Below are 12,853 nucleotides of genomic sequence, written 5' to 3' on the forward strand. Positions count from 1 at the left end.
CGGAACTGTTAGATTGGTCGCAGCGGCTCCACGTTGTGGGAATGCGCGCGTTGCACTACGAGTGGACAACCACGCACAGGCCGACTTTGATGCAGTCGTGAAGTGCCTTTGCATCGGCCAGGCGCAGGTTGATGCAACCGTGGCTGCCGCACCACTTGTACGACTCGGCATTATCGAAGCTCTTGTCGTTTTGCCAGGTGGCGTCGTGGAATCCGACCATATTGCCCTCGAACGGCATCCAATAGCTGACCGGGCTCTCGTATTTGGGCTTGCCGGTCTCGGGGTCCTTGGCACCGATAAGCTTGCTGGCGCCATTGTTGCTGTTGATCTGCCATACGCCCTCGGGGGTGGCGTCCTCTCCCGGCTTGCCAGAAATAAAGTTGGCCTCCCAAACGATATTACCGTTCTCGTCATAGTAGCGCGCGTGCTGCTCGGACAGATCGACGTCGATATACGCCTTCCAGTCGGGCTCTCCCTTTGCGGTAAAGGTGTCGGCCTTCTGGGAGTACTTGATCTCGATTTCGCCGGTCTGCTTGTTGTTAATGGCGTCCTCGACCTGCTTGGCGAGCGAGCTGCTGTCAATGGACCAACCAAAGTCACCGCCTTCGACGGCACACTGCTTGCCATCGGCGCGCGTCCACCAGCGAGTGGAGCCCACGGTATTAAAGCCGTTCGCGAGCTCGGCTGCCCAGCTGCTGATTTGCGACGTATCGAGCGTGGGGTTGGCAGGATCGGCAAAGCTGATCCACTGCAACACGGAGCTGCCATCAACCTTTCCGGTATCCTCGCCGTTTAGCTTGAGGGTCACGTTGACGCCCAAGAAGTTGTTGGCGGCATCGCATGCGGCCTGAATCTGATCATCGGTCAGCGTTCCATTGAGCGGCTCATAGGCATCGTTGCCGAGCTTGGAAAGATCTACGGTCTCGGCCAGCGAGGCAAGCTCGAGCTCGGCATACTTAATGACATGCTCGCGGTTGAGTTTTTCGTTGGAGCGCGCCTTCTCGACGGTAAACTTGCCGGCCTGCTCGTCATAGGAGCTATTGGCCTCGAACGTGCCCGAGCGCCCCTCGTTAAACTCGTCGATGGCGGCGCCCAGATCCTTCTCAAACTTCTTTTGGTCAAAAGTGTCGGAGAGCATGGACAGGTCGACGTCTTGATCAAGATCGACTTCGTTGGAGGTAGCGGTTGTTTTGGTCTTTCCGCTTAAGGATTCCACAAGGCGGACCGGCCATACAAAGGCTTCGTTGTGGCTGATGATCTCTTTTGCGGCAGCTTCGCCGTCGACGATGGGCTCATCGGACTCGGGCTGATACGTCCAGCTAAAGTCATCGCCTGTCACGGTGAGCTTATAGTGCTTCCATGCCGAGTTGACCTTGGTGGCGGCAGACGAAGCGTTGGAGAACGAGACGTCGACGCCGGCGATGGTGGTGTTGGGGTAGGCTAGCTGGGAAAACGCTACGACGCCTACGATATAGACAATGACGATAAGACCCAGGACGACAAAGAGCGTCGTCTTTTTGCCCGACTTATTGTTCTCGGCGGGTTTGCGCGCGGGGTCGCGATCGCCTCGACCGTGCTTGGGGGGCTGCTTGGGCGTATTGCCGTTTGCCTGGCGCTGCTGACGTTGCTGGCGCTGCTGGTTCGGGCGTTGCGAAGCGTTTGCCGCACCACGCTGCTGACCGTGGCTCGGCGCGATAGGACGCGGCGACTGAACGCCGCCGGTGTGCCTGCTCGGCTGCTGCGGATCGGGAATCAGTTGAGTTCGATCGTTTTGCGACATCGTATGCATATCCTTCGGATTTCGCCTTGCGGCTCATCGTGTTTTTACTGGGCTTGCATTATAGCGATTACCTAGTTGATTGTGGTAAGGAAACGGTGGCATTCAAAAGAGGTGGGACATTTGTCCCACCTTCGAGTCTTTCTTTGTCGCTATCCGCACACACCGCATTTTGCACAGGCCGAAAGTGCGGCCGGAGCCTGCGCGATGCCACCCTTTGCCGTCTCGCGCAGCGTGGCCGGCAACGCGTGGCCCACGGAGAGCATGACGTGCGCCATCTGGTCAAACGGCACCAGGCTCTTGATACCGGCAAGTGCAAGCTGCGCCGAGCTAAAGGCGGCTGCCACGCCGATGGCGTTGCGGTTTTGGCAGGGTACCTCCACGAGGCCACCGACGGGGTCACAAACGAGGCCCAGCAAGTTACTCAGCGCGATGGAACTGGCGTCGAGCGCCTGCCCGGGCGTGCCGCCGAGCATCTGCACCAGCGCGGCGGCTGCCATGGCGGCCGCACTTCCTACCTCAGCCTGGCAGCCGCCCTCGGCACCGGCGACGCAGGCGCTCGTGGTGAGGTTGAGGCCGATGGCGGCTGCGCAGTAGAGCGCGTCCATGACCTGCTCGTCGTCGAGCTGAAGGTGATCGGCGAGCGCCAGCACGCAGCCGGGCACGACACCCGCGGAGCCTGCCGTGGGAGCGGCGACGATCACTCCCATCGTGGCGGAGCGCTCGAGCACGGCCATCGCGCGGGCCACGGCGTCGGTTTGAACGGTGCCCATCAGGCTCGTGCTCAAATCGTTGCGGCCGGTGGCATCGACGAGTTTAGCCTCGCCGCCGATAAGCCCGCCGAGCGATCGTTGCGGATTGACGATGGGGGTCGTGGTCTCCTCGCGCATGACGTCGAGCACGCGGCGCATGGCGGCGACGGCGTGGGCCTCGCCGGTCAGACGCGCCTCGCGCACGGCCATAACGGCGCCGATATTCAGGCCGAGCTCGGCGCACGCATCGAGCAGCTGCTCGCCGTCGTCGAAGATCTCCTTTGCCGAGACACCGGGGGAGAGCGACGAGGCAGAACCGGGGAGCTCGATAAAGGTCGCGTAATCGACATTGTCGAGTTTGCGGAGCATGGGGACGACGGTGTCGTCGGGCGCGCCGTCGGTCTCGAAGACGGAGTAGGCCTGGCCGCCCACTTCGGTGCGGTAGGTGCGGCAGAACGCGATGTTCACGTGTGCGTAGGCGAGCAGGTTCGTGAGCGCGGCGAGCACGCCGGGGACGTCGTAGTGCGCCACGAAGAGTGTGGAGTACATGCCCGAGATGTCGACGCCGACGCCGTTAATGCGGCTGATGCGCATCTTGCCGCCGCCCAGGCTCTCACCGCGGACCTGGGCCGTGGCGCCCGTGTCGTCGACCATGTCGATGTCGACGGTGTTGGGGTGGATGGAGGCGTCGTCGCCCTTGATGTCAAAGTGATATTCGAGGCCCTGCTCACGTGCGAGGTCAAAGGCCTGCTTGATGTTTTCGTCATCGGTGTCGAGGCCCAGGATGCCCGCGACGAGCGCACGGTCGGTGCCGTGGCCGCGGTAGGTGTGGGCGAAGGAGTTCCACAGGCCAAAGGTGACTTTGGTGATGCGGCCTTCCAGCAGGCTGGCGGCAACTTGGGCGCACCGCAGGGCGCCGGCGGTGTGCGATGAGCTGGGGCCGACCATGACGGGCCCCAAGATCTCGAATGCCGAGGTCGTAGCTAGTGTTTGCGGCTTGCCTGCCATATGCGCTCCTGTTCTATCCCGTCGTTCCGAGGGCTTTGGTATTTGGTCGCCTGCTCTACAGTCCTGGCTCGCACGGAGGCCACATTAAGTGGCCTCCGGCTCGTGCGGAACTCGCGATCGACCAAATACCAAAGCCCTCGGAACTTAGGATACATGGTAGGGGCACGCTTGCTGCAAAATTCATCAGCTGGGAACCTATTCTGCGTCCCAGGTCGGCTCATCTTCACCACCGGTTAATAAAAAAGAGGTACCGGTTGGTCCGGTACCTCTTTTGGTGCGTTTCGATTTGGCTGTAGCTTTTGCCGCTAGCTTACAGGCCGCAGGCTGCTTTGAGTTCTTCGACTCGGTCGGTTTTTTCCCAGGTGAAGTCGGCGTCTTCGCGGCCGAAGTGACCGTAGGCTGCCGTCTTTTCGTAGATGGGGCGACGCAGGTCTAGGTCGCGGATGATTGCGCCCGGGCGCAGGTCGAAGGTCTTCTCGACGGCCTCGACGATCTTGTCCTCGGCAACATGTGCGGTGCCAAAGGTGTCGACCATGATTGACAGCGGCTTGGACACGCCGATGGCGTAGGCCAGCTCGACTTCGCATCGGTCGGCCAGACCGGCGGCGACCACGTTTTTGGCGACCCAGCGCGCAGCATACGCGGCGGAGCGGTCGACCTTGGTGCAGTCCTTGCCGCTAAAGGCGCCACCGCCGTGACGGCCGTAGCCGCCGTAGGTGTCGACGATGATCTTGCGGCCGGTGAGGCCCGTGTCGCCCATAGGCCCGCCCACGACAAAGCGTCCGGTGGGGTTCACGTAGATGTCCGCGTTGTCCCACGGCATGTTCTCGGCAGCCATGACTGGCGTGATGACGTGCTCGATCAGATCGGCCTTGATCTTGCCCATGTCCTCGATCTCGGCGGCATGCTGCGTGGAGATGACGATGGTCGTGACCTCGACGGGCTTGCCATCTTCGTAACGCACGGTGACCTGGGTCTTGCCGTCGGGGCGCAGATAGGCCAGGGTGCCGTCGTGGCGCACGGCTGCCAGGCGCTCGGCCAAGCGGCTGGCAAGGTAGTGCGGCATGGGCATTAAGGTCTTGGTCTCGTTGGAGGCGTAACCGAACATCATGCCCTGGTCGCCGGCGCCGATCAAGTCGATCGGGTCGGTGGTAGCGCCGGTCTGGGTCTCAAACGACTCGTCGACGCCCTGGGCGATGTCGGGTGACTGTTCGTGGATAAGGCTCATGACGCCGCAGGTGTCGCAGTCAAAACCGAACTTGGCACGGTTGTAGCCAATGCGGCGGATAACGCCGCGGGCAATTTCCTGCACGTCGACGTATGCCTGGGTACGGATCTCGCCGGCAACGATGACGGTACCGGTGGTCACGAGGGTTTCGCAGGCACAACGGACGTTTTCCACGTTGGCGGGCACGCCGTTGGGCGCAATATAGCCCTGCTCCTGCAGCTCTATTTCTTTGGCGAGGATTGCGTCGAGTACGGCGTCGCTGATCTGGTCAGCGATCTTATCGGGATGGCCCTCGGTCACCGATTCCGACGTAAATACAAAGGACCCGTGTTGGGGTGAGATGGAACGAAGTTCTTCTGACATGATTGTCCTTTCAAAAACGTGTCCCGGCGACCGTTACCATTCCGCTGGGCTCTCTATGCAAGGGCACATCATAGCGCGTAAATCAAACATTCACACCCTTTCCGCACCCACTCATTGGGGACAGACTTAAATGACCAGCCAATAGGAACACTCTTACGGCACCTGGGGACGTTCCTTATGTGTCGGCACTTGGGGACGGTCCTTTTCTGCCGGCAGTTTAGGAACGTCCCCAAGTGACGGCAGTTTGGGACACTCCTGTTCAGTTAGCTTCGAAGAACGTCCCCAACGAATGGTCATTTAAGTCTGTCCCCAATGACTGGTCGGTGCCCTTTGTGCGGAGGTTGCTTTGATGCTTTATACTGATGCGGTTAGACATCCATCCTGCAATCGAGGAGATTTCCATGGCATCAGACGTTCGCGTCCGCTTTGCACCCTCACCGACGGGCAAGCTGCACATCGGCGGCGCCCGCACCGCTATCTATAACTGGGCTTTCGCCCGTGCTAACGGCGGCACGTTCATCCTGCGCATCGACGACACCGATCCCACCCGTTCCACCGACGAGAACACGCAGATCATCCTGCGCGCCATGCGTTGGCTGGGCCTGGACTGGGACGAGGGTCCTGAGGTGGGCGGAGACTTTGGCCCCTACGCCCAGACCGAGCGCCTGGACCTGTACAAGCAGGCTGCCCAGAAGCTTTGGGACGAGGGCAAGGCCTATCCCTGCTTCTGCACCAAGGAGCAGCTCGACGCCGATCGCAAGGCCGCGCAGGAGCGCAAGGACCCCTTCCAGGGCTATCAGCGCCGTTGCCGCGACCTTGATCCCGAGGAGGCCCGCCGTCGCATCGAGGCCGGCGAGTCCTACGTCCTGCGCATCAAGGTACCCGAGGACCGCGGCGACGTCGTCATCCACGATGCCGTCCACGGCGAGGTGACCTTCGACGCCAAGGAGCTCGACGACTTTGTCATCTTCCGCTCCGATGGCACGCCCACGTACAACTTTGCGACCGTCGTCGACGACGCCATGATGAAGATCACCCATGTCATCCGCGGCGACGACCACCTGTCCAACACCCCGCGTCAGGTCATGGTCTACGAGGCCCTCGGTGCGCCTGTGCCCACGTTCGCCCACATCTCCATGATCCTGGGCGCCGACGGCAAGAAGCTCTCCAAGCGCCATGGCGCCACCTCGGTGGAGGAGTACCGCGACGCCGGTTACCTGTCCGACGCCTTCGTCAACTACCTGGCGCTGCTCGGCTGGTCGCTCGACGGCGAGACCACAATCATCCCGCGCGATGTCCTGGCCAGCAAGTTCTCGCTCGACCGCATCTCCAAGAACCCGGCGACCTTCGACCCCAAGAAACTCGACTGGGTCAACGCCGAGTACATCAACGGCATGTCCGATGCCCAGTTTGCCGACGAGATCATGGTCCCCGAACTGCACGAGGCGGGTCTCATCGAGGGTAATGTCGAGTACGGCGAGGACTGGATTGATGCGCTTGCCGCCATCGTCAAGCCGCGCACCAAGATGCCGGCCGACGCCGTGACCGTCGCCGCCCCCATCTTTGCCACGGCCGAGACACTCGAGTATGACGAGAAGTCCGTCAACAAAGGCCTGGCCAAGGAGGGCATGGGTGCCATTCTGGACGCCGCCAAGGCCGCGCTTGAGGGTGTGGGCGAGTGGACTGCCGAGACCATCGACGCCTCGCTTGAGCCGCTGCCCGAGCAGATGGACCTTAAGAAGCGCGTGGTGTTCCAGGCCGTGCGCGTCGCCGTCTGCGGCAACATGGTGAGCCCCCCGTTGGGCGAGACCATGGCGCTCGTCGGCCGCGACGACTGCCTGGCACGCATCGACCGCGCCCGCACGATGGCGCTGTAGCAGACGCGTAAACGCATGTATCCGAGCCCCGTTCCCCCGAGCGGGGCTCTTGTTTCTGTACCGATGAGTGGGTTGCTGGGACAAAATAATCAGTAGTGTTTGTCCCATGTTCGAGTGACGCAACAAGCTCGACACTCGTATCGGCCATGGGACAAACTCTACTGATTATTTTGTCCCACCCCTTTCAGGTCCGTTCGTTAGAGGTGGTGTATGGCTCAACAACTGTCGCTGTTTGGTTCGCCGGAACCGGAGGAGACTCCGGTGAAGCCCGAGCCTGCACCCGAACCCATCGCCGCCTACGCGAGCGTGGTCCTCGACATCCCCACCCGTGCGCTGTCGGAACCGTTTGCTTACGGCATCCCCGAGTCCCTTGCCAACGAGGTCCAGATCGGATCCACGGTCCTGGTCCACTTTGGTAACCGTGCCGCCGCGGGCTATATCGTTGATATTGCGCCTGAGCTGGGCGACCTGCAGGGTAACAACGCCCTCGACCCCGCGCGTATTAAAGCCGTCGAGGCTATCCTCAGCAAACCGCTCTTTACCGCCGAAGCCGCCCGTATCGCACGCTGGATGAGCCACGAGTACGTCGCAACGCTTTCCGAGTGCCTGCGCCTGTTTTTGCCACCGGGCGGCAGCCCGCGTGTGGTCAAGGGCGACGACGGCGTGTGGACGGTTGAACGTCCAGCCGTCAAACCCATCCAAAACCGCTGGGTGATGCTTACGCCCGAAGGCTTTGACTACACGCCACCCAAGACCGCGGTCCGCCAGCGCCAACTCATCGAGGCGCTCCAGTGCGGACCGGTCACGACGCGCGACCTCAACCTTCTCTATAACAGCATGTCGGCGACCATCAAGGCGCTCGAAAAACGCGGCGTTGTGGTGGTGGAAGAGCGCCGCGCCTGGCGTGGCTGCGGCGAGCAGACCACGCTGTCCTCGGCAAGCGGCAAAGCGCCGGTCTCCCTTACCAGTGGCCAGCAACAGGCACTCGCGCAGATTGAGCGCGCCCGTCTGGACGCTCATGGCGACGTGGTGCTGGTCGACGGCGTCACCGGCTCCGGCAAAACCGAGGTCTATCTATCCGCCATCGAGCGCGTGCTCGCGGCTGGCCGCTCTGCCTGCGTGCTGGTACCCGAGATTTCGCTGACAGCCCAGACCGTCGGCCGCTTCCGCTCCCGCTTTGGCGAGACGGTCGCGGTTTTCCACTCGCGTCTTTCGGCCGGCGAGCGCCTGGACCAGTGGGACATGGTTGCCAGCGGTTCCGCCCGCGTGGTCGTCGGCGCACGTTCGGCGCTCTTTTGCCCGCTTGGCGACCTGGGCCTCATCATCATTGACGAGGAGCACGAGACCAGCTACAAGCAGGGGTCCAGTCCGCGCTACCATGCGCGCGAGGTGGCAGCCGAGATGGCGCGCCGCTATCGCTGCCCGCTCGTGCTGGGGTCGGCCACGCCTTCTGCCGAGGCCCTCGACCGCTGCCGCCGCGGCATGTATAACGGTGCCACCTGGACGCGTGTCGAGATGCCCGAGCGCCCCGGACACGCCGTGCTGCCTACGGTCCGCATTGCTGACCTGCGTCGCGAGTTCTCGCACGGCAGCCGCTCCATGATCTCAAAACCCTTGATGGAGGGATTGGAGCGTGTGGTCGAGCGCCGCGAGAAGGCCGTGTTGCTGCATAACCGCCGTGGCTTTGCGCCATTCCTGATGTGCCGCGAGTGCGGCTGCGTCCCCACCTGCAACCACTGCTCCACAGCGCTTACGTATCACGAGCGCACACACACGCTGCAGTGTCACACATGCGGTTCGTCTTGGCGCGTGCAGCCGTATCCCGCGCCCACGAGCCGTTGCCCCAAATGCGGCAGTCGCTACCTGGCAAAAATGGGCCTGGGCACGCAGCAGATCGAGGACGCTCTGCACCAGTTGCTTCCCGAGGACGTTGCCATCATTCGCATGGATGCCGATTCCACGCGTGGCAAGGATGCGCACAAAAAGCTGCTCGAGCAGTTCGATGCGGCGGATTGCGCCGTGTTGCTGGGTACCCAGATGATCGCTAAAGGTCTCGATTTTCCCGAGGTCACGCTCGTGGGCGTGGTCAATGCCGACTTCGCCCTTAAGCTGCCCGATTTCCGCGCAGGGGAGCGCGCCTACGATCTGCTGGAACAGGTGGCGGGCCGTGCCGGTCGCGGCGATCGTCCCGGTGAGGTGATCATCCAGACCTACCTGCCCGAGGATCCGGTCATTCGCGCCGTCGCTAAGCACGACCGTTCGATCTTTACCGACTACGACTTGGACCAGCGCCGCGACGCCCTGTATCCACCGTTCGTGCGTCTGGTCAACATTTTGGTGTGGTCGGCGAACGCGGATGACGCGCAGGACTACATTGGGCGCATTGCAAAGCTTCTTAAGCGCCGCTGGCATGCCGCCGCGCCCGACTTTTTGAGGGCGGGGAGTGCCTTGCCGCAGGTGCTGGGCCCGGCTTCGTGTGTAATCGAGAGAGCCAAGGACCGTTACCGCTTCCATCTGCTTGTGAAGTCGCCTGTGGGGTACCATGTCTCTGATGATATCGACGCCTGCCTCAAAGAGGTGGGCTCTGTGCGCGGCGTGAGCGTGAGCGTTGACGTCGATGCCTATGATTTGATGTAACAACCCGAAAGGATGGCCATGGAAGCCAACGGAATCGTACTGTCGCCCGACCCTCGCCTGCGTCAGGAGTGCGCCGTGATCGAGGAGATCACCCCGGCGATCGAGGCGCTTGCCGAGAAGATGAAGAAGATGATGTTCGACAACGGCGGTTGCGGCCTGGCTGCTCCGCAGATCGGCGAGCTTATTCAGCTCGTCACCATCGACTGCGACTACAGCGACAAGAACGACTACGACCCGTACGTGCTCATTAACCCCGTCATTGTTGAGCAGAGTGACCATCTGGTGCCCTTTAGCGAGGGCTGCCTTTCCATCCCTGGCATTAGCTGCGAGATCGAGCGTCCCGACCATGTCGTCGTCGAGGCGTATGATCTGGACGCCAACCTGATTCGTTATGAGGCCTCGGGCGATCTGTTCTGCGTGTGCCTGCAGCACGAGATCGACCACCTGCACGGCAACACCATGTTCGAGCGCCTTAAGCCCATGCAGAGGCTCAAGGCCGTCAAGGAGTACCAGGACGCCCTGGCCCGCGGCGCTCGACCGGGCGAGACGGAGTAGGGCCCACCGTCCCCGGTGCTGAGCGCCCACATATCATCCCGTGCTCAAACATTCTCGCTTTGCTGCGAAACTGCGCGCGGGACGATATGTGGGCGCTCAGCACCGGGGACTGCGTTGTTCTGGCTCGGTTCGCCCGGGTGCCGTCGGGCCAGGGATGGGCGTCTTCGCTGATGGGTGCTTTGCTGAAAGAGCTGCTTTTATTGCGGCTCTTTCTTTGGTTTTGGGTATATTTGTTCTTGTTGAAATGTTATTGCGGATGGGCTGGTGATTTGGCTTTCCGCTGCTCTTTGTAGCCGTCTCGGCTTTGGTTGAGGGGAGATGTCCTTTATGCGTATTGTGTTTATGGGTACGCCTGATTTTGCTGTGCCTTCGCTGACTTCGCTTGTTGCTGCTGGTAATGAGGTTGCGCTCGTTATTACTCGTCCCGATGCTGTTCGTGGGCGTGGTAAGAAGCTGGAGCCGTCTCCTGTTAAGGCTAAGGCGCTCGAGCTTGGTCTGCCTGTTGTTGAGGCTAATCGTATGACGCCTGAGGTTGTTGAGGTGCTCCAGGCTGCCCAGGCTGACATTTTCTGTGTGGCTGCTTATGGTTGCATTTTGCCCGATGAGGTGCTGCATATGGCGCCGCTTGGTATTGTGAATGTTCATGCGTCCTTGCTGCCTCGCTGGCGTGGGGCTGCTCCTATTCAGCGTGCGATTCTTACTGGTGATGAGGTTGCTGGCGTTTCTATCATGCGTATTGGACATGGCGTTGATACCGGCGCTTATTGTGCCCAGGCGTCTACGTCGGTTGCCGGTAAGCATGCCGAGGCGCTCACGATGGAGCTTGGTGAGCTTGGCGGTAAGCTGCTGGCCGATACGCTACCGTCGCTTGCCGATGGTACGGCGGTGTGGATCGAGCAGGATGAGTCGCTTGTCACCCATGCTGCGAAGATTTCCAAGCAGGAGATGCGTCTAGATCCGCACATGGCGGCGCTTGATTGCGTGCGTCATGTGCTGGCTTCGTCCGATACCGCGCCTGCTCGTTGCGTGATTGCCGGCAAGACCGTGCGTGTGCTCGATGCTGCGGCGGCTGATGTGTCGCTCGGCGAGGGTCAGGTTCTCGTTAAGGCCAAGCGTGTTTACCTGGGCCTTTCTGATGGCTCGGTTGAACTGCTCGAGGTTAAGCCTGATGGCAAGCGTGCTATGACTGCTTCTGCTTGGGCTGCTGGCCTGCAGGGTGCCGATCTTATCTGGGGTGTTTTGTCATGAGCAAGCTGTCTCCCGCGCGCAAGCTTGCGCTCGATGTGCTGATGGAGGCCGATCGCCGCGGCATGTATGCGCGCGACGTGCTGTCCTCTCGCGCATCGGCCAAGGCCATTGACCAGCGCGATTCTGCGTTTGCCGCTCGCCTGGCGCTCGGTGTTGCCGCCACGCAGGGTATTTTGGACGAGTTGCTCGATCAGTTTCTCGATAAACCCAAAAAGGTCGCGCCGCGCGTTCGCATGGCGCTTCGTATCTCGGCCTTCGAGATGCTCTATCTGCATACGCCTGGCCGCGTTGCCGTAAGTCAGGGTGTTGAGCTGGTTCGCTGCGGTGCTAAGTCTGCCGCTGGCTTGGCCAATGCTGTACTGCATAAGGTTGCGGATAACGTTGAGGACTTTGCTACGGCGTCCGATGTGAATGAGTCTGAGCGACGATTGGTTCGTCTGTCGCGTCTGATGGGTCTGCCGCGCTGGCTGTGCGCTCGCATTATGGCATCCTTCGACACGCCAGAGGGTGCGCTCAACTTTGCCGGCAATCTGGCGCCCGCGCCGCTGGCTCTGCATGAGAACGCCTTTGCGACTAATCCCGATCCGTATATCTCGCAGCTCGTCGCGCCTGTCTTCCCGGGCTGTCATGCCCCGGTTGATGCCCAGGTTACCGTTTCGTCGGGCGTATTTGAGCGCGCTGCTGCCGTGGCCTCGGATCTTAACGCCCAGCTCATCGCCACAGCTGCCACGTGCCCTGGAAGCTGCCTTGAGATTGGTGCCGGTCGTGGCACCAAGACCTATGTGATGATGTGCCAGGCCAAGCGTGCGGGCTATGAGCGTCAGCATACGGCGCTCGATTTGCATGATCGCAAGTGCGATCTGAATCTCGCTCGCCTGCATAAGGCCGGTATTCAGGGCGTTCGTACGGTTTCTGGTGATGCTTGCGAGCTTGATGAGGTGCTCACATCGTTTGATGCCATGCTTGGCGAGCCGGTTAAGTTCGACACAGTCTTTATCGATGCGCCGTGCTCTGGCACCGGAACCATGCGTCGTCATCCCGAGATCCCGTGGCGCCTGACCGAAAAGGATGTGACGGTTGAGCTGCCCAAGCTGCAGCTGACGATGCTCAAGGAAGCCGCTGCGCGCGTGGCTGCTGGTGGCGAGCTTATCTATGCGACATGCTCGGTCTTCGACGAGGAGAACACACAGGTCGTGGAAGCGTTCCTGAACTCTCCCGAGGGCACCGGTTTTAGCCTGGAGCCGCTCTCCGAGGCGCAGATTCTGCAACTCCCCGAGTTCGATCAGGCCAAGAAGCTCGTATCCGTACGCCAGAACGATCGAGGCCTCTTCCAAAGCGTGCCGGTAAACGCCGACTCCTACGACGGCCACTTCTGCGCCAGGCTGGTGCGCAACTCATAGAGCTATCC

Annotated in this window: 8 protein-coding genes; 5 read left to right on the forward strand and 3 right to left on the reverse strand. The window is 61.3% G+C overall.

Translation table 11 applies throughout. From position 1 onward, the window contains the following. Positions 1 to 55 precede the first annotated feature (55 nt). The 3 genes from DW943_RS00425 to metK all read right to left on the reverse strand — a co-directional run bounded on the left by DW943_RS00425 (position 56) and on the right by metK (position 5,128). The gene (locus tag DW943_RS00425; RefSeq protein WP_158566035.1) at positions 56 to 1,780 is read right to left on the reverse strand and encodes a L,D-transpeptidase; all 1,725 of its coding nucleotides are present in this window, start codon (positions 1,778 to 1,780) and stop codon (positions 56 to 58) included. Between the two features lie 149 nt (positions 1,781 to 1,929). Beyond that, on the reverse strand, positions 1,930 to 3,537 hold the full coding sequence (gene sdaAA, locus DW943_RS00430; protein WP_117861866.1) for an L-serine ammonia-lyase, iron-sulfur-dependent, subunit alpha: 1,608 nt from the start codon (positions 3,535 to 3,537) through the stop codon (positions 1,930 to 1,932). Between the two features lie 310 nt (positions 3,538 to 3,847). Further along, positions 3,848 to 5,128 carry a methionine adenosyltransferase gene (metK, locus tag DW943_RS00435; RefSeq protein ID WP_117861867.1) on the reverse strand — a complete coding sequence of 427 codons (1,281 nt, stop codon included), beginning with the start codon at positions 5,126 to 5,128 and terminating at the stop codon, positions 3,848 to 3,850. A gap of 401 nt (positions 5,129 to 5,529) precedes the next feature. Here metK and gltX point away from each other — a divergent pair, with 401 nt between their 5' ends. From gltX to DW943_RS00460, 5 genes are all read left to right on the forward strand, one after another. After that, entirely contained in the window at positions 5,530 to 7,005 is a 1,476-nt protein-coding gene (gene gltX / locus DW943_RS00440) for a glutamate--tRNA ligase (protein WP_117861868.1), read from the forward strand. Positions 7,006 to 7,215: 210 nt separating this feature from the next. Continuing rightward, positions 7,216 to 9,642, forward strand: a complete 2,427-nt coding sequence (gene priA, locus DW943_RS00445) for a primosomal protein N' (RefSeq protein WP_117861869.1) — start codon at positions 7,216 to 7,218, stop codon at positions 9,640 to 9,642. 18 nt (positions 9,643 to 9,660) lie between these two features. After that, the gene (gene def / locus DW943_RS00450) at positions 9,661 to 10,197 is read left to right on the forward strand and encodes a peptide deformylase (protein WP_117767144.1); all 537 of its coding nucleotides are present in this window, start codon (positions 9,661 to 9,663) and stop codon (positions 10,195 to 10,197) included. A 327-nt stretch (positions 10,198 to 10,524) separates the two neighbouring features. Then, on the forward strand, positions 10,525 to 11,445 hold the full coding sequence (fmt, locus tag DW943_RS00455) for a methionyl-tRNA formyltransferase (RefSeq protein ID WP_117861965.1): 921 nt from the start codon (positions 10,525 to 10,527) through the stop codon (positions 11,443 to 11,445). Next, a complete protein-coding gene (locus DW943_RS00460) occupies positions 11,442 to 12,845 on the forward strand; it encodes an RsmB/NOP family class I SAM-dependent RNA methyltransferase (RefSeq protein ID WP_117861870.1) in 1,404 nt (467 codons plus the stop codon). The genes fmt and DW943_RS00460 overlap by 4 nt, the downstream gene beginning before the upstream one ends. Positions 12,846 to 12,853: the final 8 nt, after the last annotated feature.

The sequence above is a fragment of the Collinsella sp. AM44-11 genome (genome assembly GCF_003467145.1).
Lineage (GTDB): Bacteria > Actinomycetota > Coriobacteriia > Coriobacteriales > Coriobacteriaceae > Collinsella.